Source organism: Streptomyces pseudoechinosporeus (genome assembly GCF_054783935.1).
This window is the reverse complement of record NZ_BAAGPS010000010.1, coordinates 223,163-247,076: the sequence shown is the minus strand read 5'-3', so window position 1 is coordinate 247,076 and position 23,914 is coordinate 223,163. Positions and strand designations below refer to the sequence as shown.

Below are 23,914 nucleotides of genomic sequence, written 5' to 3'. Positions count from 1 at the left end.
CTTGCCAGCTGAGTCAGCTCAGTTCGCCGAGTACTTCATCGGTGTGCTCACCGAGCGTCGGCGCGCCCGCCCGCGGTTTCTCGTCCACACCCCAGAAGCCGACGGGCGTGGCCACCGTCCGCAGCGGCGGCGCGTCACCCATGCCGGGCTGCTCGACGAACGCCCCCACCGCCTCGGCCTGCGGATCCGTCGAAACCTCCGCCAGCGTCTGCACAGGCGCCCACCACACGCCCTCCGCGTCAAGACGCTCCGCCCACTCGGCCAGCGGCAGCTTCGCGAACTCCTCGTCGAAGACCTCGATCAGCTCCCGTACGTGGCCACGCCTGGCCTTGCCCGTCGCGAACCGCTCGTCCGTCCCCAGGTCGTCCCGGCCGAGCGCCTTGATGACTCCGGGCCAGTGCCGGCTGCCCTCCAGACCGACCAGCCAGAACCAGCGTCCGTCGGCCGCCTGGTAGCAGTTGTAGAGCGGGGACTCGTGCTCGGTACGCGGCCGGGTGCGACCTCGCTTGCCGAAGAAGTTCTGCAGCGCCAGGTCGTTGCCGTTCGCGTACGTCCCGGAACGCAGCAGCGATACGTCCACCACGCCGCCCTCGCCCGTACGCGCCCGCCGCAGCAGCGCGGCCAGCACCCCGGCGACGAGGTTGGCCGCGGCGGTACGGTCGCCGAGACCGGGCCGGATGCCGGGTGGCGGCTCACCCGCCGGGTTCAGCATCGCGGCGATACCGGGCCGCGCCCAGAACGCGGAGACGTCGTATCCGGCCCGGTCGCGCTCGGCGCCGGTCCAGCCGTACCCCGTCAACGTGCCGATGACCAGGCGGGGATGGCGGACGCGTATGTCGTCGGGAGCCAGGCCAAGGCGCTCCAGCGCACCCGGCCGGAGGTTGGTGACGAACACGTCGGCGCGCTCAAGGAGCCGCTCCAGCGCGTCCTTCCCCTCCTCGGACCGCAGGTCGAGAACCACGCTGCGCTTGCCCCGGTTGTCTGTCTCGAAGGGCGGTGCGCTGTCGATGTCCTGACCCACGTGCCGCAGCGTGTAGCGGTTCGGGTCACCGGTCGGCGCCTCCACCTTGACCACGTCCGCGCCCCAGTCGGCCAGCATGGTGGCGGCGGCCGGAGCCGCCACCCACATGCCCAGCTCGACCACGGAAAAGCCCTCAAGTGGCCGCACGGCCCACCTCCACAAGCGGTTCTGCACATCTCGGAAATTGCTTGCTACGCCCCCCGGAACTCCCCGGGCCGCCGCTCACGGAAGGCCTTCAGCCCCTCGGCCCGGTCCTCGGTGCAGAACAGCACCGAGACGGTCTCGCGCTCGTACGCGATCGCCGTCTCAAGGTCCATGCCGAGCCCGTGGTCGATCAGCCGTTTGCCCGCGGCGAGCGCGAGCGGCGCACCGGAGGCCAGCCGCGCGGCCAGCGTCTCGGCGGCCTTGAGCGCCTCTCCGGGCTCGGCCAGTTCGTTGACCAGGCCCAGCGCGTACGCCCGCTCGGCGTCGATCGGTTCGCCGGTGAGGATCATCTGCTTGGCGATGGCCGGAGGCACCAGCCGCGGCAGCCGCTGTGTGCCGCCCGCGCCCGGCAGCACCCCGAGCTTCATCTCGGGCAGCCCGAGCCGAGCGCCGCGCTCCGCCACCCGCAGATCGCAGGCCAGCGCGAGTTCCAGACCGCCACCGAAGGCGAAGCCGTGCACCGCGGCCACCGAGGGTTTGGGGAAGTTCTCCAGGAGGGCGTACGCGTCGGTCAGCCGGCCCACGAAGGCGCGGAACTGCCCGGGCGTCGTGAACGTCTCCATCTCACCGAGGTCGGCCCCGGCCGAGAAGGCCCGGCCCGCCCCGGCCAGTACCAGCGCCCGGACGCTGTCGTCCTCGCGTACGTCGGCCAGCGCGTCCCTCAGCAGGCGGACGGTCTCGGAGCCGATGGCGTTGAGCCGCTCCGGCCGGTCGAGGGTGAACACGGCCACCCGGTCGCGTACTTCGACGCGCAGCACGCTCATCACCTCAGACCATCGTGAGGCCGCCGCTGACCGAGAGCGTCTGCCCGGTCATGTAAGCAGCGTCGTCGGACGCGAGAAAGGCCACCACACCGGCTATGTCGGCGGGCTGGGCGATACGGCGCAGCGGAATCGCCCGCGCGGTCGCCTCGTACATCTTCTGGCTGTACTCGGCGACCTGGCCGAGCAGCGCCGTCTCGGTCGGTCCCGGACAGACGCTGTTGATGGTGATGCCGTGCCGGGCGACCTCGCGGGCCAGTGCCTTGCCGAAGGCGATGACACCGCCCTTGGTCGCGGAGTACACCACCTCGCCGGAGGAACCGACGCGGCCGGCGTCGGAGGCGATGTGGATGATCCGGCCGTTCTCGCGCTCGATCATCGAGTCCAGGACGGCCCGGGTCATGGTGATCGTGCCGCGCAGATTGACGGCGATGATGCGGTCCCAGTCCTCCTCGCGGCTGTCGACGAAACGTCCGAGCACATCGATGGCCGCGTTGTTGACCAGGACATCCACCGGGCCGAGTTCGGCGCTCACCCGCTCGACGGCGGCGCGTACGGCCGTGCCGTCGGAGATGTCCGCGCCGACGCCCGTGGCGCGGACGGCGTACCGCTCGGCGAGCTGGGCCGCGACCTTGTCGGCGGCCTGCGGGTCCAGGTCGCAGACGGCGACGGCGGCCCCTTGTGCCGCGAGCCGGCCGGCGATCGCCTCGCCTATGCCGCGTCCCGCTCCGGTGACGAGCGCCACCTTGTCCCGTCCGCTCACGCGTCCTCCACTCACAGCATCTTTCGGTTCGCCTCCGGGGCGCTCTGAGCCGGTGTCGAGAGGCCGACCGTGCTCACCCCTTCGGGCCTCCGCGCGCTCGTCCTCTCGACACCGGCAGCGCCCCTACGGCTCCGCTCGTCTCGGTACTCGCCTGTGCGTCGATACAGCGCTATCGTATAACTACTTCAGCTAAATAAGCGAGATATGCGAGTGGAGCCGAGCATGCGCCGTACCATCTTCACCGCGGAACACGAACTGTTCCGGGGCACCGCCCGGACGTACTACCAGCGCGAATGCGCCCCGTATGCCGAACAGTGGGAGCGCGAGGGCCAGGTCAGCCGGGAGGCGTGGGCCGCCGCGGGCAAAGCCGGGCTGATCGGCTGGCAGTTCCCGGAGGAGTACGGCGGCCAGGGGCTGTGGGACTTCCGCTACAACGCCATCATGGCGGAGGAAATGCATGCCACCAGCTCGGTCGGCATCGGCCTCGGGCTGCAGAACGATGTCATCCCGCCCTATCTGATGCACCTCACCACCCCCGAGCAGAAGGCGCGCTGGCTGCCCGGCGTGATCAGCGGGGAGACGATCTGCGCGCTCGCCCTCTCGGAGCCGGGAGCCGGATCCGACCTCAAGAACATCCGCACCACCGCCCGCCGGGACGGTGACACCTGGGTGATCGACGGCTCCAAGACCTTCATCACCAACGGCATACTCGCCGACCTCGTCATCGTCGCCTGCAAGACGGACCCGGACGCCGGGCACAAGGGCATCAGCCTGATCGTCGTCGAGCGCGGAACCCACGGCTTCGAGCGCGGCCGCAAGCTCGACAAGGTCGGCATGAAGGCCCAGGACACCGCCGAACTCTTCTTCCGCGGCGTCCGGGTCCCCGCCGAGAACCTCATCGGGCAGGAGGGGCGCGGCTTCTACCACATGATGGGCAACCTGCCGACGGAGCGGCTGGCCATCGCGGTCGCCGCGCTCGCCTCCGCCGAGCGGGCCTTCGAACTGGCCCTGGAGTACGCCAAGACCCGCACCGCCTTCGGCCGGCCCATCGGAGAGTTCCAGGCCAACCGCTTCGCCCTCGCCGACATCAGGGCCCAGCTGAACGCCGCCCGGGTCTATCTGGACGGCTGCATCATGGCGCTGGTCGAGGGCGAGCTGACGGCCGACGAGGCCGCCGCGGCCAAGTACTGGACCACCGAGATGGGCTGGCAGGCCATCGACCGCTGTATGCAGCTCTTCGGCGGCTACGGCTACGTCAACGAGTACGAGATCGCCCGTATCTGGCGGGACAGCCGGGTCCAGCGGGTGTTCGGCGGGACCTCGGAGATCATGCAGGAGATCATCGGGCGCTCGCTGGGGCTGTGAGCCTGCGAGCTGTTCCCGGTGGCTCAGAAGCATTGCCCGCTTTCGATAAATAGGTTATCTATTTAAGCGAAGTGAAGTGTAAGGACATGCAAGAGCAGGGCGTCGGAACGGGTTCGAGGAGGCATCCGTGGTCACGGTTGACGTGAAGCTGCACCAGGACAGAGCCGAACAGGACCTGCCGCGACCGCGGCTCGTCATCGGCGGCAAGGACCTCACCGACACGAGCGGCGGCCGCTACGAGCACATCAATCCGGCCACCGGCCTCGTCCAGGCCCATATCCCGCTCGCGGGCCCCGCCGAGGTGGACCAGGCCGTGGCCGCCGCCCGGCAGGCCTTCGAGGTGTGGGGCACCATGCGCCCGGCCGAACGGCGCCGGCTGCTCACCCGCTTCGCGCAGCTGATCCGCGACCACATCGAGGACTTCGCGGCGATCTGCCCACTGGAGAACGGCGTCTGCATCGGCGGCTGGGCCGAGAACGTCGGACCGCATGTCGCCGACTGGACCGAGTACTACGCCGGCTGGGCCGACAAGATCGAAGGCATGGTGGGCGCCGCCTACAGCCCGCACGAGAACGTCGAGTACACCATCGCCGAGCCGTACGGCGTCATCGGCCACATCATCACCTGGAACTCACCCGCGCTCTCGCTCGCGATGAAGGTCCCGCCCTCGCTGGCCGCCGGGAACACCGTGGTCATCAAACCGGCCGAGTCCACCCCGTTCTCCGCACTGCTCTTCGCGGACCTCGCCCGCGAGGCGGGCATCCCCGACGGCGTCATCAACGTCGTCACCGGACTCGGCGACGCGGGCGAGGCCCTCGTCTCCCACCCCGGCATCGACAAGATCTCCTTCACCGGCGGGCCCGCCACCGCGCGCCGCATCATGGAGACCGCGGCCCGCAGCCTCAAGCCCGTCCTGTTCGAACTGGGCGGCAAGTCCGCCAACCTGCTCTTCGCCGACACCGACCTCGACAGCGTCGTCCCGTACTGCGCCGCCTTCGCCATGAGCAACACCGGTCAGGGCTGCGCGCTGCCCACCCGGATGCTCGTCGAGCGTTCCATCTACGACGAGGTCGTCGCCCGCGTCGCCGGAGTCGTGGCCCACCTGCCCGTCGGCGACCCGCTCGCACCGACCACGTACATCGGCCCGCTGGTCAACGCCGCCGCCCGCGACCGCGTCCAGAACGTGATCGACAAAGCGATCGCCGACGAGGCCGGCCGACTGGTGTACGGCGGCGAACGCATCGAGTCCGACGGCTACTTCGTGACCCCCACCGTGTTCGCCGACGTAGACAACCGCAGCGACCTGGCCCAGCGCGAGATCTTCGGCCCGGTCCTCGCCATCACCCCCTTCGACACGGAGGAGGAGGCCCTCGCGCTGGCCAACGACACCGAGTACGGCCTCTCCGCCTACATCCAGTCCCGCGACATCGCGCGGGTCAACCGACTGGTGCCGCGCCTCAAGGCCGGAACGGTCTACGTCAACCCCGGCCCCAACCCGATCACTTCGCCCGCGACGCCGTTCGGTGGCGTGGGCATCAGCGGGTTCGGGCGGGAGGGCGGCAGGGCCGGCCTTGAGGAGTTCATCAGCGTCAAGGGCGTCGGAATCAGCCGTGCCTGACGGAACCTCAGGAATCTCACATTCTGGAGTGAGTTCATTGAACCCTCCCCCAGCTGAAGCAGGGGGATTCCTGGCTCAGGAAGCCCCGCAGGTCAGCGACCTGAAAGGTCTTACTCCCTCAACACCAGCCGGGACGGAACCTGCCCGGTTTGTACAGCAAAGTCAGGTGATGTTTGTGTTGGCTTGGCTCTCGCTCAACACGCTGTACGCGCTTGGTTCTCGCGACGCACAGCGCACAGCTTACCCGATCATGCGGGCGGTCTTTCGCCCTGGGGGCGAAACCCCGCCCCCCGCCCTGCTCCGCAGGAGTCCGATTCCTCTCCGCCCCGAAGGACAGGGCATCCTCGGAGGTTCCTGGTGAATCGTGCCTGCCGCCTGACGTTCGGCGACCTCATCCGTGAGCACCGCCGCTCCTACCCCGACGCGATCGCCCTGGTCGACGGCGAAGTCCGGCTGATCTGGCCGGAGTTGGACGAGCGAACCAACCGGCTCGCCGACGCGCTCACCGGCGCCGGGGTCGGTCCTGGCGACCGGATCCTGTGGCTGGGGCAGAACTCGTTCCGGATCTGGGAGCTCCTCGGTGCCGCCGCGAAGATCGGCGCCATGGTCTGCCCGGGTTACTGGCGCTGGGCCGCCCCGGAGATGGCGTACGCGATCGAGGACTTCGACCCCCGTGTGATCGTCTGGCAGGACGAGGAGATCGGCGACACGGTCGCCAAGGCACGGGCCGAACTGGGCAGCGAACACCGGGCGTTGTGGCTGCGCCATGACGTCGAGAGCGCCGAGGGTGCGGACTCCTACGAGTCCTTCCTGGCCTCCGGTTCGCCCGTGGACCCCCAGGCTGACGTCGACCCCGATTCCGCCCTCCTGGTCATCTACACCGCGGCGATCACCGGACGGCAGTCCGGCTCGATGCTCTCGCACCGCAATCTGCTCGCGATGGGCGCGAGCGCCGCCTGGATGGGCGACATCGGCCAGGAGACCGCCTTCCTGGGCGCCGGGCCCATGTTCCACATCGGCAACTACCAGTTCTGGGGCATCCCGGCCTTCGTGCACGGCGGCAAGAACGTCGTCGTCCGTCGCGTGATCGCCGAGGAACTGCTCCCGGTGCTCGCTGCCGAGCGCTGCACGCACGCGTATCTGATGCCCCCGACCATCGCGCAGCTCGTCGCGCTCAACCGCGAGGCCGGCCACGACCTGTCCTGCCTGCGGGCGAGCGTCGCCGCACCGGTCTGGGAGGGCATGGTGCCCACGGACACCAGCCGCTTCACCCGCAACGGCGGCGGCGAGGGCCGGGGGTACGGCCAGACCGAGGTGACCGGGTTCGCCGTCACCGGCGCCTACGGCGGGACCGGCACCGGCAACGCCGGGCGTCCTGGGCCCTTCACCTCCGTACGCATCCTGGACAGCGGCGGCCGGGAGTGCGAGACCGGCGAGGCCGGCGAGATCTGCGTACGCGGGGACCTCGTGCACCTCGGCTACTGGAACCGGCCCGAGACCAACGAGGAACGCTTCCGCTTCGGCTGGTGGCACACCACGGATCTGGGGCGGCGGGAGGCGGACGGCACGATCAGCTTCCTCGGTACGACGACCCGGATGCTCAAGTCCGCGGCCGAGAACATCTTCCCTGCCGAGGTCGAGAACTGCATCGAGTCGCATCCCGCCGTCAAGGAGGCCGCCGTCATCGGCGTCCCGAACGAGCGCTGGGCCCAGGACGTCAAGGCCGTCGTGGTCCTGCGGGACGGCGCTGAGGCGACGGCCGAGGAGATCATCGAGCACTGCCGGGCCCGGATCGCCTCGTACAAGAAGCCCAAGACGGTGGAGTTCATCGACGCCCTGCCCCGAACCGGCGGCTACGCCAAGGACTACGACGCGCTCGATGCCCGCTTCGGCGGCGGCGGTTACCCCGGCGGCGAGACGCTCGGCGCGGGACGGTGAGGCCGTGACCGATCGCCGGCCCGTCATCGCGGGGGTGTACGCCACCGAACAGGCGCTGTCCCTTCCGGACCGCACCGCCATGGATCTCGCCCTCGAAGCGGTACGGGGCGCGGTGGCGGACGCCGGTCTGAAGCCGTCGGACATCGACGGGGCTCAGGTCGACTGGCCGGGCCCCGGCGGCGTACCGGGCGAGGGCAGCTCCTGGGCCCGGATGCTCGGCCGCGACCTGCGCTGGACCAGCGACTCCATGCTGGACAACGCGGGCTCCCGGGGCCTGCTGAAGGCGGCGGCCGCCGTGCGCGCCGGGTACGCGGACACCGTCGTGGTCGGCGGCTGCAAGCTGGTCTCGCGTGGTGCGGGGCCGGTCGGCGCCGGCGTACCGCTGGAGTTCGCCGACGTCTGGGGCAGCTATGTCGTCGCCCAGTTCGCGCTGGTGGCGGCCCGGCACATGCACGAGTACGGAACGACCTCCCGCCAACTCGCCGAGGTCGCCGCCACCATCCGCAACAACGGCACCACCAACCCCGAGGCGATGATGTACGGCCGCGGCCCGTACACCGCCGACGACGTGCTCGCCTCCCGCATGGTCGCGACCCCCTTCCACCTGCTGGACTGCTGCATCGTCGGCGAGGGCGGCGCCGCGCTCGTGGTCACCACCGCCGAACGGGCCCGTGACCTGCCGCAGCCGCCCATCGCCGTGCTCGGCGGCGCGATGGAGTACCACCAGGCCGCGTACGCCAATCCCGCGCTCCTCAGCGAGGTGGGGATGCTCGGCCGCGACGCCGCCACGCGCGCGTACGCGATGGCCGGGATCGGCGCACACGACGTGGACGTCTTCTCCCTCTACGACCCCAACTCCTTCGAAGTCATCCGCCAGTTGGAGGCCCTGGGACTGTGCGGCGAGGGCGAGGGCGGACCGCTGGCCGCGAGCGGAGCCATCGCCGTGGGCGGCAAGCATCCCGTCAACCCGGACGGCGGTTGTCTGGCGTACGCGTGGAACGGCACGCAGCAGATGACACTGAAAGTCGTCGAAGCGGTACGGCAGTTGCGGGGCACCGCCGTGCACCAGATCGCGGGCGCGGAGCTGGCCGTCGTCGGCAACGCCGGGTCCGGGGCGCAGCATTACGAGATGAGCGTGCTGGGGAGGACCGGATGACCGGCAGACCTGTTCCGATGCCGACGGAGTTGTCGGAGCCGTTCTGGGCGGCGGCCCGGCGCGGCGAACTCGTCGTCCCGTACTGCCCTTCCTGTGACCTGCGCTTCTTCGTGCCCGAACCCGCCTGTCCGCGCTGCATGTCGCAGGACTGGCGCTACGAGCCGAGCGCGGGCCGGGGGACGGTCTACTCGGTGACGGTGGTGCACCGAGCGCCGGGCCCGGGCTTCGACACCCCCTTCGCGCTCGCCGTGATCGACCTGGACGACGGCGGCACCCTGCTGTCCCACGTGGACGCCGGCACCCCTGACAACGTCGTCATCGGCCTGCGCGTACGCGTGGACTTCCGCCCCTTCACCGACGAGATCACGCTGCCGTACTTCGTACCGGACGCGAGGCACTGACCACCGAATGACCGAGTGAGGGCGGAGGTGGACACCGTGGCGAACACGCCGGTACGGGTCCCCAAGATGGCCGAGCTGGTGGCGGCACAGCTGCGCCGCAAGATCGTGCGCGGGGAGTTGACGGAGGGGGAGGCGCTGCCCGCCGAGACAGCGCTGATGGCCGAGTTCGCCGTGTCGCGGCCCACGCTGCGCGAGGCGTTCCGAGTGCTGGAGTCGGAGTCGCTGATCAGTGTGCGGCGGGGTGCGCGGGGCGGGGCCCGGGTGCACGTTCCCGAGCAGACGGTCGCCGCTCGTTACGCCGGGGTGGTGCTGGAGTACCGGGGCACGACCCTGAAAGATGTCTACGACGCCCGTACGGTACTGGAGGCGCCGTGCGCCGGACTGCTCGCCGGGCGGCGCACGGACGAGGACGTGGAGCGGTTGCGCGCCGCGGTCGCCGAGGCAGAGCTGCTGATGGACGACCCGTCGGCCTTCATCCGCGCCCATATGGAGTTCCATGCGCTGGTGGTGGAGCTTGCGGGGAACGAGACGCTGAGCGTGCTGACGGGGATGGTCCGGCACATCATCGATCAGGCGAACTGGTCGCATGTCGACCTTGATGCGGGGACTCCCGAGAACGTCCGGGCCAACCGGCGGGGTTTCCGGGCCCATGTCGCGCTTGTCGACTTGGTCGCTGCGCGTCGCGTGGAGGCCGCGGAGGAGTTGTGGCGGGTGCATCTTCAGGAGGCCGAGGACTATCTGCTGCAGAACAAGTCGATGACGACGGTCCTGGACCTGCTCGGCTGAGGGGCGGTTTCTCGCCCCTGCCGCCCCTACCCGTCCCATCCCTGGGGCTGCCGCCCTAGACCTCGCTGCGGAGAAGAAGGGCACGAAACCCCGTCGCATGGAGCAATCGGCAGGTTGAGGCAGAGCCGAAAGGTTCCGCCTCGGGCGGAATCCCGGGCAGAGTCGGCTCGTATGGGCAGTCATTGCAGGAACGACCGCCCGGGACATGGTCGGTGAAGCCTGAATGCCTGGTGCGGGGCGTGACAGGAATGAACTTGGACGAGGCCACCGGACCGTCGGCGACCGGGGCAGGAGGGCGACAAGATGGCACCGACAGCGGCATACGACGAGATCGCTGACTGGTACGAGACCGAGTTCCTCAACCGTCCGAGCGCCGAAACGGGAGACGGGCACCCCCTGGGCCTGGGCGTGCTCCTGGACGATCTTCTAGGCGAAGGCAGCGGTATCTGCCTGGAGATCGGTTGCGGCACCGGCGTCCACGCAGACCGGCTCCGCACGCTGGGCTGGACCCCGGTCGGCATCGACCTGTCCGGCGGAATGCTGCGCTATGCGCGTGAGCGGCTGCCTGTCGCGCAGGCTGACGCCGGGCAGTTGCCGGTCCAGTCCGACTCTCTGTCAGCCATCGTCGCGGTGATGGTTCACACGGACATGCCCCGGTATCCGGAGGTGCTGCGTGAGGCCTCCCGGGTCCTGCGTCCGGGCGGCGTGTTCGTGCACATCGGGGTTCATCCCTGCTTCTCCGGCGGGTTCGCAGATCGAGGCGACCTGCAAGCGGTGGTCATCCGCCCTGGCTATCTTGACGGCCACTGGACCAAGGCGTCCTGGACGGACAAGGGGGTGCGCGACAAGGTCGGCGCCACCCATCATCCACTGCCTGAACTGCTGCACGCGTTTCTCGACGCGGGCCTGACGCTCGATCGCTTCGCCGAGAGCGGGGCCCCCACGCCAGCAGTGCTGGCGATCAAGGGCACCAAGTCCCCGTGATCCGGTCAAATATCAAGCTTACGGCTGAGCCTGCCGCTGCTCGATGAGGTTTGCACCGTCGCGTGGGGAGCATCACCGCCGGGAGGTGCCCGGCGTGAGAGGCTGAGAGGCTTGACCTCAAGTTAAGTAGAGGTCGCAGAGTGGGTGTTCTCCTGCAGATCTACCGGAAGGAACGGGCATGCGCGCCGTCGTGCTGCACGAGTTCGGACCCGCTGAGAACTTCCGCTATGAGACTGTGCCCGATCCCGTACCAGGACCAGGCGAGGTTCGCGTCTTGGTGAGGGCCGCGGGAGTCCACCAGATCGAGACGGCGATGCGGGAAGGGCTGGAGATCGGTCCGCCGCTTCCCCGACTTCCGGCGATCTTCGGGGGAGAGGTGGCCGGCGTCGTCGAGTCGGTCGGGCCAGACGTGGATGAGGCCTGGATCGGCGCCAAGGCGGTGACCGCGCACGGCAGGCCGGGGGGCTACGCCGAACTGGCCGTCGCCGACGTCTCGTCCCTGCACCGGATGCCGGCCGGACTGGGGTACGAGGCCGCCGTCACCATGGTCGTCACCGGCACCACCACCATAGGCCTGCTCGACATCGCAGAGCTCACCTCCGGCGACGTGGTCCTGGTCACCTCCGCGGCCGGTGGCATCGGCCGTCTGGTCGTCCAGTTCGCCCGCCGCCTCGGCGCCACGGTCATCGGCGCGGCGGGCGGACCGGACAAGACGGCAGCAGTGCGAGAGCTGGGAGCCGACATCGCTGTCGACTACAACCTGCCGGACTGGGCGGGCACCGTCCGCGACGCCCTGGGCGGGAGCGGCGTCACGGTCGTTCTCGACGGTGTCGAGGGCGACAAGGGGCGGGCCGCCTTCGGGCTGCTGGCCGAGGGCGGGCGCTACATCACCATTGGCGCGGCCTCGCGGGAGGAGTTCCGCCCGGATGAGGCGGAGCTGAAGGAGCGCGGCGTGACCTTCACCGACGCGTTGGGCCTGCTGTTGGAGGGCCAGGACGCGCCCGCGGACGAGGCCCGCGCGCTCGCGGCGGCCGCCGACGGCAGTCTGGTGCCCGCCTACCAGACCTTCCCCCTGTCACAGGCCGTTGTGGCGCACGCCGCCCTGGAGGCGCGGGCTACAACAGGCAAGGTCGTCCTTGTCCCCGACGCGCACTCGTGAGGCACGGCCTCATTTGGTGTGATCGCGGCTGCGTTGCAGGCTGAGGACATCTGGATCCGGATACTCCATCGGCAGGCTGTCTCGGAGCCCGGCCAGGGTCGAGCGAGCAAGCAGGCAGTCACTGCGGTTCGTGCTGGGCGAGAACTCGGCTGAGCAGGCGCGTCAGAGTCTGCCGGTCCTCGGGCGACAGCGGTTCGAGCAGGTCGTCCTGCGCCTGGTCGAGCACCCGATCCATGCACCGCAGTTGCCGGGCGCCGCCCGTGGTGAGGGTCACCTTGTTGCGCCGTCCATGGTCCGGGTCCGGGGCCCGGACGACGAAGTCCTGCTCGACCAGTTCGTTGACGGCTGCCACGACGTCGCTGCGGTCGATGCGGCACCGGCGGCCGAGATCTGCCTGGCTCGCAGGCCCGAACTCGTGCAGTGCCGCCAGGATGCGGTAGTGGTACCCGCGCGCGCCCGCAGCGGTGAAACCGTCGAACACCAGCCGGCGGGCGTGCACAGCCAGCTGGGTGATCAGCCAGCTCGGCTTCGCCGCCAGGCGCTTGGGGATCTCATCCATGGCGACCACCGTAACAGTGTTGGCGGGACCAACACATTGAAGTTAGTGTTGGTCTTACCAACATTAGAGCTGTCGCCAGAGGAGGCGTCATGTCCGCTGCCACCCGGACCACCGACCGCGTCGAGATCGCCGAACTGTTCGCCCGCCTGGCCAACCTGCTGGACGAATGCCGCCACGACGACGCCCCCACCGTCTACCACGACGACATCGTGGTGCGTTCGCCGCGCGGCGGCGAGCTGCGTGGCTTCGATGAGGTGACCGCCTACCTGAAGCGAAGCCAGGTCGAGGGAGAGCGCACCCAACACGTGCATGGCGACGTGCTGGTGCGTGTGGACGGTGACCGCGCGAAGGCCACAGCGAACCAGCTCGTGTACTTCTACCGCGACGGCGCACCACCTCACCGGACAAGCGGCCTGCGAGTGGCCTGCACCGCGGTGCGGACCTCGGCGGGCTGGCGGTTCAGTGACATGCAGATCACGCTCGCCTGGATGCACGAGAATTGACGGGGTGAGTCAGGCCCGGACCTCAGCCCTGTCTGTGCGGCAGGACGCGACCCACTCGCCTGACGTCGGAACCTGCCGGAAGACCTCGCCGACACGGACGGCCTGACGGCCCGAAGTCGGCCTTGTCGAGGTCGAGACGAGGATCGTCGTGATGCGGGAAGTCGGGCATGGCGAAAGTGAATAGGAAGCAGCCGTGCTGGCGGGGATCCTGCCCTCGCCAGGCCCCGTCGATCTCGTCGGCGTCATCGGCCGGGCCGCCTTCGACGCCCTGCACCCCGCCCGCCACCGACGCCGGACCAAGGCCCGCACCCGCAAAACCCCCACCAGCAAGTACGGACCGAATGCCGGACAACCCCCGCGACCAGCCAGAACTACACCGTCCACACCGCCGTCATGTTCTTCGAGCACCGGTTTGCGAACCGCTCACGGGCGTAAAAGCAACGGCGTCATGGTCGTCGCCCGCGACCGCGTCCAGGACGCCATCCTCGAGCGGTTCGCCGAGGACGTCGTGGACATCGACGAGGAGTAGGGAGGCGCCCGGATCTCGGGGAGTTCTCCCCGAGCGGCTCCCTGTACTGCCTCCCTCGGCGTGACCTGCGCATATGCCAGTTGAGGGAGGCCAGGGAGGCCGGTCTCCACACCTGTGGAAACCGGGAAACGAGCGGTTCAGCCTCCCCCGGCCCGCCTCCCTCCCTGCCCCCGCAACGACGACGCGGGGGCAGCGCGCCGGGTAGGCGGGCATGGGATGCATTGTGGCCCGGACGGGGGCGGTGATCTTCCGGCGCATGCGGGGGCCCGGCCGCGCACGGGCGCGAGCCGGGCCAGTCGAGCGCGGGTCAGAAGTTGCCGTTCGACAAGATCTCACCCGACTTGTCGTACACCGTCACCAACCCATTCTCCGACTCGTAGCACGAGGCGAACGCCGACGCGATCAGCTTCCCGTCCGACGTGTGTGGGCCCATCAGCCCGCCGGTGTAGTCCGTGAACACCTCGGCCGCGTCGAGGATGTCGTTCTGCTCGTCCGCGCCGGTCACCTTCGTGACGTGCTTGACGGCCGACTTCTCCGTTGCCGTGCCGCTCTTCGCAACGCAGTCTTTGAACTGGTCGGCCTGGCTCTTGGCTGGCGCTTTCTCCTCTGGGACGTCCTCGGCGGGTGTGTCTTCAGCCGGGGTTTCTGCGGCGGGCTCGGCCTTGTCATCGTCCGTGGCGGTGGGCTCGGAGCTGACCGTGCTGCCCTTGCTGCTGTCGTCGGAGCCGCCCCCCACGGCCGCGCCGATGACGCCGATGATGACGAACAGCGCGACAACGCCGGCGCACCCGAGGCCGACGATCTTCCCGGTGCTGGACTTCTTCGGGGGCAGCGGCGGCGGTGGTGCGCTCCAGCCGGGCTGCGGCTGCTGGTTTGGTGCACCCCACTGGGTCGGCTGCTGTTGTGGTGTGCCCCAGCCCGGCTGCTGTTGTGGTGGCCCGTATCCGGGGTCCTGCGGGTATTGCTGGCTCATGTGCCCCCTTGTGCGGTGTTTCGTGAGATGGAGGACGTTATCCGATGTAGGTGATACGTGAAGAGGTGGGTTGGTTCCGTTACCGGTCTGAGTGCAAATGGTGAAGGCCTGTCCCGGTGGTGGCTCAACGGGGCGGGTGAGGTGGAGCGCTGGCGGAAGGTGAAGCGGTGCCCGCGCTGGCACAGCCACATGTACCGGCTACGCGTCGGCCGGCGGGCGCACAACGCGTGGCGGCGAACCTATGGCGACGGCACCGGCTGAACGGGAAGATGCCTCATGTCTTCGGTCACCCGCACCATCGGCACCATCGCCGTCGCCGCCCTCCTCGTCGGTGGCGGCTTCGCCGCAGGCCGACTCACCGCCCCCGAACTAGACACCACCACGTCCGATTGCGAGGACGCTCGCGGGCAGTACCAGGAGTTCAAAGACAACCCCGCACCGGCCGGCCAAGACGTGGATGAAACACGGCTCAACAGCCGAATGATTGCCCACACAGTCCTGGAGTCCACTGACTGCTTCAGCGCCTCCGACCGCGCCTATGCACAGACCGTCCTCGACATGATCGACCAGGGCATTCAGCAAGACGAATGAAGTGGGCCCCTTGAACCTCGCAGCCTCTATGCGGTTAGGGCGTTCCGTCGGGCGTCGTCCAGCAGGATCCGGGACCTTCACTCATCTGTGGTCACAACACGGGCACACCCCCTCCACACCGCACACATAAGGACGCATGATGCCCTCCTGCACACCATGTCCTTGGGGGGACCATGACTGACACCACGCCACCACCCCTGCCCGACTTCCCGCCACCCCCGCCAGCGCCGAAGAAGAGCCGCACCAACGCGATCATCATCGGCTCCGCTGCCGCCGTCATCGCCGCGATCGTCGCCACCGGCATCGTCGTCGTGCAGTCCACAAACGACGACAGCAAGCCGGCCACCGCCACCGCCGCGTCGAGTGTCCCGGACGAGGACGTCGCGACCGCCGCGGAGGAGCCCGACTTGGAGCCGGTGTACGGCGAGGTCGATGCCGGCAGTTTCACGATCGAGCTGCGTACCACCGAGCGGCAGTGTTTCGGGTCGGCGGGCTGCAATGTGACGGTCGAGCCGGAGCTGACCTTCCTGGGCGTCACTGAGGATCTCGATCCGGATGCGGTGTATGAGATCACCTATGAGATCCGTGGTGACGAGTCGGGCCCGGTTATTGAGACGGCTGAGCTGACGGATCGGACGAGCCTGAACTACACGAAGTCTCTGATCAATACTGCTTCGGCGAGCAAAAAGGTGTCCGTGAAGATCACCGACGTTGTGACCCAGGGGTACTGAGGCCACGTGAACGGCAGTGAGGCCCCGCACCGGGCATCCGGGCGGGGCCTTCGCCATGCGGTGGGCTCCTGCCCCTGCTTGCGCGCAATCGACCGCAGCCGGAGAGCACGCGCAATCTGCCGCAATCCCCAGGCACGCCCGGCCAATCCTGCGCATGCTGGACCTCCAACCAGCGCAGATGGAGGGCGACCATGACGCTCAGGTTCATCGGCACGACCAGCGACGACGGAGACTGCCCCACCCTGTACGAGATCGAGGGGACAGACGAGATCCTCGTCCAGGGCGACCGCGAGACCGATCCCGAACACCTCGCCGCGCTTCGGGACGTCAAGCCCTCCGAGACGTTCGTACGGGTTCCGCGCGCCCTGCTCGCCCACTACGCACCCCGCACCAAGACACCCAAGCTCCAGCCGTTCGCGTCGATCTCCCACCTGTTCCGCGAGTTCCGGCACACCGCCCGGCGGCGAGAGTCCCGGTCGGGGCATGGTCCTCCCTGCCCCTAGCGCTCACGGGGTAAGAGGGCGGGTGGAGGTCCCTACTCGGGTGGGCACTCCGTATGGATGTGGATGGTCCAGCCGCTCCCGGAGGTCGACGTCTTGTCGTGAGACGTGTAGGGCTCGTCGGGCCGGATCGTCCGGCAGCACTTCTCGCAGATCTTCACTGGTCACCTCCTCGGCGGTCGCGTCCTGGAGTGTGGCCGTTGACGCAGTCCAGCTCGTCGCTGCTCACTCCGAGCCCTCGGTGGCGGTCCGGAAGTTGCCGACCGCCACGAACTGTGCCACGGCGGCGGGCGGGCACAGTTCGGCGGCCGAGGGCATCGGCACCGACCAGTACGACGACCACGCGTGGGCGTTGCGGTCCACGGCGTCCGGCCGGGGCACCCCCAGGTACGTGCCGCGCCCCAGGCATTCGGCGCCCGGCTGCCGCCACTTCACGGCCGTGCTGGCGGGCACCAGCGCGTAGTAGCGGCGCCCGCGCGGGTCGCAGATGACCGGTCCGCCACAGAGCGCCTGGGTGAGGACGGCATCAATCACCGCGGGATCCTCGCTGCCAACCGCGGCGTGCACCAGCCGCTCGGGGATCCGGACCGCGCAGAAGAGGGTGCCCAGCGGCAGCAGCGCCATCCCGCCCTGTGAGGACCATTCCTCGCGGGCCCGGCCGGGCGCGGGGTGCGCGGACAGCAGCCAGTGGGCGGCGGCCAACTGCCGTTCGGCTGTGGTGTGCACGAGCGACCCGGCGACCGGCCCGGTCGGGGTGAGATCTGTAGCGTTCTGTGCGCGTTGGGTAGTCACATGGGGATGATGGAAGCGCACGGCAAGGGGCAACCAGGCCGCACTGTGGCCATGTGCGGCCACGTGGCGGCCATGGCCAGAAACGGGCGCGATGACACCTCAGACTGGACGTATGAGCCGCAACGACGCGTTGAGAGCCGCCCGGCTCCGTACAGGCTGGCGCACCATCGAGCAGGCTGCGGCCAAGCTGACCGAGCACGGGCAACAGCTCCTCGACGACCGGCAGTTCACCGTATCGGCGCGCACCTGGCGCCGCTGGGAGGGCGAACGCCCCGGCTGGCCGACCGAGGAGACCGCGATCGTCATCCACGACGCGCTCGGGTGCTGGCCCGAGGATTTGGGATTCACCACCCCGCCGGGCTGGATCCGACCCGAGCATCACGAAGAGGCCGATGTGAAACGCAGGGCGTTCGTCTCCGTCACCGCCGCCGCGCTGGTCGCCGGACCGGTCGCGCCTCAGCACGTCGACCCGGCACTGATCACGTATTTCCAGGAGCAGTTGGAAGGGCACTACCGGGCGGACATGTTCCTTGGCCCGCACGACCTGATCGGCACCGTGTCCGCGCAGTACCAGCTCATCGACAAGCTGGTCCGCTCGGCGAAGGGCGAGACCCGGCGCGGCCTGCTGCGGGTCGGCGCCGCCTATGCGGCACTGGTGGGCTGGCTGTACCAGGACGCCGGCGACATGGACGGCGCGCACTTCTGGCGGGGCGTCACTCAGGAGATCGCGACGCGGTCCAGGGACCCGCACCTGATCGGCTACTCCCTCGTCAACCAGGCCCAGGTACGCACCGACCTCGGGGACGGGCACGCGGTCATCGACCTGTGCGAAGCCACGCTGGAGGACTCGCGCCGCCTGGTGCCGAAAGTGCGCATCATGGCCATGCAGCAGCAGGCCCACGGTGCCAGCCTCACTCGAGACCGGGAGGCCGTTGACCGGCTCATCGACCAGGCGAGCGGACTCCTCGGCCGCGTTGACGATGACCTGCCGTGGGGCAATGCCTGCCGCCGCACGCCGGGCTATCTCGAAGTGCAGCGGGCCACCTGCTACGGCCGGCTCGGTCTCGGCGCCGAGGCTGTCTCCTTGTGGGACCAGGTGCTCGACGTCGTCCCCGAGACGGCGCGCAGGGACCGCGGCGTGTATCTCGCCCGGCACGCCGCTGCGGCGGCCGGAGCGGGCGAACCGGATCAGGCGCTGGAGATTGCCCGCACGGTCGCCGACATCGCGGCCGAGACCCGCTCAGCGCGTATGCGGCGGGAGTTGGTGACCCTTCAGCGGGCGATGCGGCCATGGCAGGATGCCCCGGTCGGCCGGGACCTCGTGGAGGTTCTGGCGCCCGTGACCGAGGGGAGCTGAAGCGTGGCAGGCGTACCGGTGCCGCTGACCGAGGACGAGATCGAGGCGGCCCTGCAGGAGGCGCCGGGGTGGAAGCGTGAGGGCGACGAGATCAGCCGCTCGTTCGGGATCCGCTATCACGGTGGTGTGGCGATGATCGTGCACGTGGCGGACGTTGAGCGGCTCATCAGCCATCACGCGGACATCGATCTGAGGTGGGGGCGAGTCCGGTTCGCGATCACCACGCACGACGCCGGCCACAAGCTGACAGCCGCGGACTTCGACCTGGCGCAGCGCATCGACGCCATCGCCCAAGCCCATGGAGCGGAGCCACTTGACGACTGACCCCGGACACGCAAAAGACCCCCGCCCTTGAGAACCCAAGGCGGGCGCGAACAACCGCCGGTCCCCGCCCTGCTGGCCGACGTCCTCTCGGAAGCTGTCGGCCAGCCGCTCACTCCCGGTGATCTTGGCCTGACTGGTACCGGGCCGGAGCTGGACAGCATCCAGCTCCCGCTGCTGACCGAAGCAGCCGCTCAGGCCCTGGCCGGATGGACGCAGATGGACTTGTTCATGAACCGCCGCGACACCCTCAAACTCGCCATCGGCGCTCCGCTGATCCTCGCCGCCGAACGGATGCTCGGCGGCACCGCCCGCGCGATGAACAACAACCGCAAGGGCTTCGACACCGACACCGTCACCGCTCTCGAAGAGGTCACCGCCTTCTTCACCAAGGCCGACGCCTCCAAGGGCGGCGGGCTGTACCGCTCGGCGATCGTCGCCCAGCTCGCCGAGGTCGCCCGCCGCATCCAGGACGGCGTACCGGCCAGCCTGCGCAAGAGGGTCTTCGCCGCAACCGCCGACCTGGCGGCGCTCGCCGGATGGGTCAGCCACGACTCCGGCCGGTACGGAACAGCTCAGCGGTACTGGAGCTACGGCGTCTACGCGGCAGGCGAGGCCGGGCAGCGCGACCGCGGAGTGGAGATCGCCACCCGCATGTCCCACCAGATGATCTACCTCGGCCGCCCCGACGACGCCCTCGGTCTCCTCGACGTGGCCGCTGCGAAGGCGAAGATGCCCGCAACGAGGGCGCTGGTCGCCTCGCAGACCGGCAGGGTGCACGCGGCCCTCGGCGACGAGCGCCAGGCCGACCGGCATCTTGGCGACGCCGACGACCTCCTGGCGGACGGGCTCGGTGACGACGTCCCCGAGTGGGTGGCGTACTTCGACGCGGCCGAGCACGCCGGTGCCCGGGCGGTCTCCGCCCGCGACCTCGCCGGACTCGACCGTGGTCAACGGCCCGCGAGCGTCCACTTCGAGGACGCTCTCAGGCTCAGGAAGCCCGGCTTCGACCGCGTGAAGGTCATGGACCGCGTCGGCCTGGCCGCCGCGCTGTTCGACGAGGGCGAGGCCGAACGGGGGGCCGCCGCGGCCCACCAGGCGCTCGACGACGCGGCCCGCCTCGACTCCGCGCTCGTCACATCCCGGCTCAACACGTTGCTGGACGCAGCCCGCCCGTACGAGACCGCCGCGGTGGACGAAGTACGGACCCGGGCGACGGAACTCGCCGCCGCCCGCCCGACCACGATCGCGGCCTGAGAGCATCGACCGCATGGGCAAGCACCGCCGACCCGGGCCCCCGAACCAGCCATCCCGCGCCGTCCCGCGCGCCGACGCCGACGACCCGCTCGCCGCGTACAACAAACGGCGTCGGCCACCGATGGACATCTACCGGCGCCACCGGCCCGTGCACGGCGGCGCCGGACACCTGCGGCCCGACGAGCCGCGCATCCTGGAGGAGTGGAACGGGTTCGCGTACGAGCCGGCCGGTACCGCCCCGACCCTCACCGAGGCCCAGAAGTGGGTGAACGAGCTGGCGCTCGACGACGACCCCGGAGTGTAAGCCATGGTCAGGGTCCGACCAGGGCGCTGACCATGTTGCGAGCCGCCACCTTCGTCAGCCGCTTGGAGGCCGTGGTGGTCCGCTCCCTAGGGGCGCGAGGCTTGATGTCGGTGCCCTTGTCAGCCTTGGCCCGGCGAGGGTCATGTCGGGGACTCGTAGAACTCAGCTTGTTCTTCAACCTTTGGCGGAGCCTCAGTGACACCGGTAGGTTCTCCGCGGTGACCTTGATGGAGACGCAGGGCCTCGCGTCGATGACCGACGAGGCGCAGTTACGTTGGATGGCGCTGGGGGACACGACTCGGCAGCCGCCCGTGGTCATGCTCCATGGCGGTCCGGGGCTGCCGGACTATCTGGGCGATGTCGCCCCCATGGTCGCGGACCTCGCGCCCGTGTACCGGTACGACCAGCGTGGCACGGGCCAATCCCCGTGGCGGGGCCGCCATTCCTTCGCCCGGCATGTCGACGATCTCGCCGAGCTGCTCGACGCATGGGACGTGCCCAAGGCCGTGCTGATCGGGCACTCCTACGGCACCGACCTGGCGAGCCGGTTCTGCCTGACGCACTCCGACCGAGTTGCCGCAATGCTACTGATGTGCGGGCCGTTCGTCGGTGATTGGCGTACCGGGGACCGAGCGGAGCGCGGCCGCCGCATGTCCGCAGCGCAGCAGGAGCGGCTCCGCGAATTGGAGGAGTTGCCGCACCGCACGGAAGAGCAGGAAGTCGAGCTGCTCACGCTGGCCTGGTTCACCGACCACGCCGATCCCGAACGCGGGTGGCACTGGGCCGCGCAGGGTGCCCGGCGGCGTCGCCCCATCAACTGGGCCATGAACAGCGAACTCGGCAAGGAAGGCCGCGCGGATCCGCTCGATGAGCATCTTGCCGAGCTACGTGCGCGCCTGCCCGCACGAGTGGAGCTCCTCGGTGGGGCCGGTGATCCCCGCCCTGTGTCGGCACTCGAATCACTCGCGCTCCGGCTCGCTCTTCCGCTGACCCGGATCGAGGGCGCTGGGCACGAGCCCTGGTTGGAGCAGCCCGACGCCGTGCGTGCGCACCTTCGGCGATTCGTGCAAGGCACGGTGGGCACATAGGGTTTCGACCAGTTCGCTGGCTGGACTCATCTTCACGGCCTTCGTCTCGATCGGTGTACCTTGGTCGGAGCACATGATCAGACGAAGGCCGCCCGTGCGTCTGGCGAATTCCCAGCCGAGCGAACCCCGTTCGAGACATCGTTCGAGAACGTGGGACCATGTATGGCATGACGACGAACCGAAAGGTCCATGCCGCGTAGACGGCCAGGACACATCCGGGCTGGCATCTTCCGCCACCGGACACCAGATACAAAGCCAGTCATCGACGGCTTGTCCTCCCGTGCACTCTCCGAGATCTTCCGTCTCGAGCGCACCCGCAATTATCTGCAGCCAGGAGACGTCGGTGCAGCCGTGCGCTTGTGGAAGGACTACGTCCACCGTCCCGAGCGCCAGCTGTGGCACGACTACGAGTGGGGCAACGTGCACTGGTACTGCTGCGGCAATCCTCTCGAAGCCCGTGCTCTCCTCGACACCGTGATGCAGGCCCTTTCACCGCGAAGCGCCCGCGAACTCCGCCAGATCATCAGCCGGTTTGACGCCGTCTGGAACCAACCATCACCGCCATACGGCAGGTCGGGTTGTGGTCGGAACCAACGGGCGGCCGAGCCGCACGTTCCCGTCGGATTCCTGCCAGCCGTGGCCCGGGGCCGGCTGGTTGAGTGATCCGCATGACGCAGAACCACATCCTCCGTGACCGGGCCCTCGCCTTCCGTTCCCGCCACGTCCCCGGGCGTCCGCTCGTCCTGCCGAACGCCTGGGACGCCACGAGCGCCCGCATCGTCGAGGATGCGGGTGCCGCTGCGGTGGCGACCACGAGCGCGGGGCTGGCCTGGGCACTGAGGGCGGCGGACGGCGACCGGCTGGACCGCGACCGGGCCCTTGGCGCCGCTGCACGCATCGCCGAGGCGGTCCGGGTGCCGGTGACCGCCGACATCGAGAGCGGCTACGCGCGGGACTCGGTCGGCGTCGGCGACACGATCCGCGCAGTGATCGCGGCGGGCGCGGTCGGCGTGAACATCGAGGACACGCTGTACGGGAAGGGCGAGGGCCCGCTGCGGCCGGTGGCCGAACAGGCCGAGCGCCTCGCCGCCGCCCGCGAGGCCGCCGACACGGCGGGGGTGTCGCTGTTCGTGAACGCCCGGATCGACACCTTCCTCAGGGGCGCCGGAGGAGTGGACCTCACCCTGGAACGGGCTGCCGCCTTCCTCGCCGCGGGCGCCGACGGGATCTTCGTCCCCGGGGTTGTCGACCCGGTGACCGTGAAGGCGCTCGCCGAGGGCATCGACGCTCCGCTCAACGTGATGGCGGGCCCCGGGGCACCGCCCGTCGCCGAGCTGGCCGCGCTCGGCGTCGCGCGCGTGAGCATCGGGTCGGGCATCGCCCAGGCCGCGCATGCCGTGGTCCGCCGCGCCGCGCGGGAGCTGCTGGGCGCGGGGACCTACGAGTCGCTGGCCGGAGGGCTCGACTACGGCGAGCTCAACGCGCTGCTGGGAAGCGGACGTTAGTCCGGTCCGGCTGGGAACGGGTACGGCCACCGCGTGATCATCGGTTGGTGTGTGGACTCCTGAAGATCGTGCGTTGGCCGCAGGCCATAGCGTAGACCCTGCCCGTTGGCGGGCTATGTTCGACCAGATCATGGCCCGGATCGCGGGGCGGTTCAGGCGAGTTGAGCCGATCGGCCAGCCGATCGCTCCTGCGGTCAGGGCTGGTCGTACCAGGCAAACGCTGCGATCCGCCAGCCCTCTGAGGTGCGGACGAACTGGATGGTCTTGGTCCCGCCCCCCTCGAACGGCTCACCATCCAAGATCCCGGACTTGCGGTACTCGCCGAACCGCGACGCGATATCTCCCGCGATCTCTGTCCGTTCGGAGGTCTCCCACTCGGAGAACTCGACCAGCCGACCGTCGGTCAGCAGCCGCCGGCGAGGCTCGATGAACTCGTCCACGGTGTAGACCGTGAACTCCGGGCCGGTCTTGACGATCACGCCACCGGGAAGAACCAGTCGGCGGATCCGGTCCACGTCGGCAGCCTTGCCGCCCCGGTTGTCAAAGGCCTCGAAGAACTCGGCGGTCACGACGTCTATCTCGGTCTTGGACATGGCGCGACTGTAACGGCGAAGGGGCGCCGGACACCGCCGGTCTCGACAAGCTGCGGTACGTCGGCGAGCAGACCGTCGCGCACCAGTCCAAGCGCCTCGCAGTCAGCCGGCAATGTCGGCTCGACCTCGATAGCGCCATAGTCTCCCTGGTCTGC

Annotated in this window: 27 protein-coding genes; 20 read left to right on the top strand and 7 right to left on the bottom strand. The window is 69.4% G+C overall.

All coding sequences use genetic code 11. From position 1 onward, the window contains the following. Positions 1–13: 13 nt before the first annotated feature. The 3 genes from ACYVO6_RS16370 to ACYVO6_RS16360 are packed head-to-tail and all read right to left on the bottom strand — an operon-like array spanning position 14 to position 2,749. Positions 14–1,168, bottom strand: coding sequence for a CaiB/BaiF CoA transferase family protein (locus tag ACYVO6_RS16370; RefSeq protein WP_461061834.1), 1,155 nt, complete (start codon positions 1,166–1,168; stop codon positions 14–16). Between the two features lie 44 nt (positions 1,169–1,212). Further along, complete coding sequence (locus ACYVO6_RS16365; protein WP_461061832.1) at positions 1,213–1,989, bottom strand: enoyl-CoA hydratase/isomerase family protein; 777 nt, start codon at positions 1,987–1,989, stop codon at positions 1,213–1,215. A gap of 4 nt (positions 1,990–1,993) precedes the next feature. Then, complete coding sequence (locus tag ACYVO6_RS16360; RefSeq protein WP_461061830.1) at positions 1,994–2,749, bottom strand: SDR family NAD(P)-dependent oxidoreductase; 756 nt, start codon at positions 2,747–2,749, stop codon at positions 1,994–1,996. Positions 2,750–2,971: 222 nt separating this feature from the next. Here ACYVO6_RS16360 and ACYVO6_RS16355 point away from each other — a divergent pair, with 222 nt between their 5' ends. From ACYVO6_RS16355 to ACYVO6_RS16320, 8 genes are all read left to right on the top strand, one after another. Next, complete coding sequence (locus tag ACYVO6_RS16355) at positions 2,972–4,114, top strand: acyl-CoA dehydrogenase family protein (RefSeq protein ID WP_461061828.1); 1,143 nt, start codon at positions 2,972–2,974, stop codon at positions 4,112–4,114. 127 nt (positions 4,115–4,241) lie between these two features. Beyond that, on the top strand, positions 4,242–5,732 hold the full coding sequence (locus tag ACYVO6_RS16350; RefSeq protein WP_461061826.1) for an aldehyde dehydrogenase family protein: 1,491 nt from the start codon (positions 4,242–4,244) through the stop codon (positions 5,730–5,732). Between the two features lie 357 nt (positions 5,733–6,089). Beyond that, complete coding sequence (locus tag ACYVO6_RS16345) at positions 6,090–7,670, top strand: AMP-binding protein (RefSeq protein WP_461061824.1); 1,581 nt, start codon at positions 6,090–6,092, stop codon at positions 7,668–7,670. Positions 7,671–7,674: 4 nt separating this feature from the next. After that, the gene (locus ACYVO6_RS16340) at positions 7,675–8,826 is read left to right on the top strand and encodes a thiolase family protein (RefSeq protein ID WP_461061822.1); all 1,152 of its coding nucleotides are present in this window, start codon (positions 7,675–7,677) and stop codon (positions 8,824–8,826) included. Further along, entirely contained in the window at positions 8,823–9,227 is a 405-nt protein-coding gene (locus tag ACYVO6_RS16335; protein ID WP_461061820.1) for a Zn-ribbon domain-containing OB-fold protein, read from the top strand. The genes ACYVO6_RS16340 and ACYVO6_RS16335 overlap by 4 nt, the downstream gene beginning before the upstream one ends. Before the next feature lie 36 nt (positions 9,228–9,263). Continuing rightward, positions 9,264–10,013, top strand: a complete 750-nt coding sequence (locus ACYVO6_RS16330; protein WP_461061818.1) for a FadR/GntR family transcriptional regulator — start codon at positions 9,264–9,266, stop codon at positions 10,011–10,013. A gap of 303 nt (positions 10,014–10,316) precedes the next feature. After that, a complete protein-coding gene (locus ACYVO6_RS16325) occupies positions 10,317–10,997 on the top strand; it encodes a class I SAM-dependent methyltransferase (RefSeq protein WP_461061815.1) in 681 nt (226 codons plus the stop codon). Positions 10,998–11,175: 178 nt separating this feature from the next. Continuing rightward, positions 11,176–12,156 carry a zinc-binding dehydrogenase gene (locus ACYVO6_RS16320; protein WP_461061813.1) on the top strand — a complete coding sequence of 327 codons (981 nt, stop codon included), beginning with the start codon at positions 11,176–11,178 and terminating at the stop codon, positions 12,154–12,156. Between the two features lie 118 nt (positions 12,157–12,274). Here the strand turns inward: ACYVO6_RS16320 and ACYVO6_RS16315 are convergent, their stop codons facing one another. Continuing rightward, the gene (locus ACYVO6_RS16315) at positions 12,275–12,715 is read right to left on the bottom strand and encodes a MarR family winged helix-turn-helix transcriptional regulator (RefSeq protein ID WP_461061811.1); all 441 of its coding nucleotides are present in this window, start codon (positions 12,713–12,715) and stop codon (positions 12,275–12,277) included. An 89-nt stretch (positions 12,716–12,804) separates the two neighbouring features. Between ACYVO6_RS16315 and ACYVO6_RS16310 the strand changes: the two genes are divergently transcribed. After that, the gene (locus tag ACYVO6_RS16310; RefSeq protein ID WP_461061809.1) at positions 12,805–13,218 is read left to right on the top strand and encodes a nuclear transport factor 2 family protein; all 414 of its coding nucleotides are present in this window, start codon (positions 12,805–12,807) and stop codon (positions 13,216–13,218) included. Positions 13,219–13,411: 193 nt separating this feature from the next. Then, positions 13,412–13,747 (top strand): hypothetical protein, encoded by a 336-nt coding sequence (locus ACYVO6_RS16305; protein ID WP_461061807.1) that lies wholly within the window; start codon positions 13,412–13,414, stop codon positions 13,745–13,747. A gap of 307 nt (positions 13,748–14,054) precedes the next feature. Here the strand turns inward: ACYVO6_RS16305 and ACYVO6_RS16300 are convergent, their stop codons facing one another. Continuing rightward, positions 14,055–14,720 carry a hypothetical protein gene (locus tag ACYVO6_RS16300; protein WP_461061805.1) on the bottom strand — a complete coding sequence of 222 codons (666 nt, stop codon included), beginning with the start codon at positions 14,718–14,720 and terminating at the stop codon, positions 14,055–14,057. Between the two features lie 276 nt (positions 14,721–14,996). On the opposite strand from ACYVO6_RS16300, the gene ACYVO6_RS16295 reads away from it, so the two are divergent. From ACYVO6_RS16295 to ACYVO6_RS16285, 3 genes are all read left to right on the top strand, one after another. Next, a complete protein-coding gene (locus ACYVO6_RS16295; RefSeq protein WP_461061803.1) occupies positions 14,997–15,311 on the top strand; it encodes a hypothetical protein in 315 nt (104 codons plus the stop codon). A gap of 173 nt (positions 15,312–15,484) precedes the next feature. Next, positions 15,485–16,042 carry a hypothetical protein gene (locus ACYVO6_RS16290; RefSeq protein ID WP_461061801.1) on the top strand — a complete coding sequence of 186 codons (558 nt, stop codon included), beginning with the start codon at positions 15,485–15,487 and terminating at the stop codon, positions 16,040–16,042. Between the two features lie 191 nt (positions 16,043–16,233). Next, positions 16,234–16,545: a hypothetical protein gene (locus ACYVO6_RS16285; protein WP_461061799.1), complete on the top strand. Its 312-nt coding sequence runs from the start codon at positions 16,234–16,236 to the stop codon at positions 16,543–16,545. Positions 16,546–16,767: 222 nt separating this feature from the next. On the opposite strand, the gene ACYVO6_RS16280 is transcribed toward ACYVO6_RS16285, so the two are convergent. After that, a complete protein-coding gene (locus tag ACYVO6_RS16280; protein WP_461061797.1) occupies positions 16,768–17,334 on the bottom strand; it encodes a hypothetical protein in 567 nt (188 codons plus the stop codon). A 112-nt stretch (positions 17,335–17,446) separates the two neighbouring features. Here ACYVO6_RS16280 and ACYVO6_RS16275 point away from each other — a divergent pair, with 112 nt between their 5' ends. From ACYVO6_RS16275 to ACYVO6_RS16245, 7 genes are all read left to right on the top strand, one after another. Next, the gene (locus tag ACYVO6_RS16275; protein WP_461061795.1) at positions 17,447–18,691 is read left to right on the top strand and encodes a Twin-arginine translocation pathway signal; all 1,245 of its coding nucleotides are present in this window, start codon (positions 17,447–17,449) and stop codon (positions 18,689–18,691) included. 3 nt (positions 18,692–18,694) lie between these two features. Next, positions 18,695–19,015 carry a 4a-hydroxytetrahydrobiopterin dehydratase gene (locus tag ACYVO6_RS16270; protein WP_461061793.1) on the top strand — a complete coding sequence of 107 codons (321 nt, stop codon included), beginning with the start codon at positions 18,695–18,697 and terminating at the stop codon, positions 19,013–19,015. A gap of 27 nt (positions 19,016–19,042) precedes the next feature. Further along, positions 19,043–20,269, top strand: a complete 1,227-nt coding sequence (locus tag ACYVO6_RS16265; protein WP_461061791.1) for a Tat pathway signal protein — start codon at positions 19,043–19,045, stop codon at positions 20,267–20,269. Between the two features lie 13 nt (positions 20,270–20,282). After that, the gene (locus tag ACYVO6_RS16260) at positions 20,283–20,573 is read left to right on the top strand and encodes a DUF6087 family protein (protein WP_461061789.1); all 291 of its coding nucleotides are present in this window, start codon (positions 20,283–20,285) and stop codon (positions 20,571–20,573) included. A gap of 227 nt (positions 20,574–20,800) precedes the next feature. Continuing rightward, positions 20,801–21,661 carry an alpha/beta fold hydrolase gene (locus tag ACYVO6_RS16255; protein ID WP_461061896.1) on the top strand — a complete coding sequence of 287 codons (861 nt, stop codon included), beginning with the start codon at positions 20,801–20,803 and terminating at the stop codon, positions 21,659–21,661. A gap of 270 nt (positions 21,662–21,931) precedes the next feature. Further along, positions 21,932–22,324, top strand: a complete 393-nt coding sequence (locus tag ACYVO6_RS16250) for a hypothetical protein (protein ID WP_461061787.1) — start codon at positions 21,932–21,934, stop codon at positions 22,322–22,324. A 5-nt stretch (positions 22,325–22,329) separates the two neighbouring features. Beyond that, on the top strand, positions 22,330–23,166 hold the full coding sequence (locus ACYVO6_RS16245; RefSeq protein ID WP_461061785.1) for an isocitrate lyase/PEP mutase family protein: 837 nt from the start codon (positions 22,330–22,332) through the stop codon (positions 23,164–23,166). 194 nt (positions 23,167–23,360) lie between these two features. On the opposite strand, the gene ACYVO6_RS16240 is transcribed toward ACYVO6_RS16245, so the two are convergent. After that, on the bottom strand, positions 23,361–23,759 hold the full coding sequence (locus ACYVO6_RS16240; protein ID WP_461061783.1) for a nuclear transport factor 2 family protein: 399 nt from the start codon (positions 23,757–23,759) through the stop codon (positions 23,361–23,363). Between the last annotated feature and the right edge of the window lie 155 nt (positions 23,760–23,914).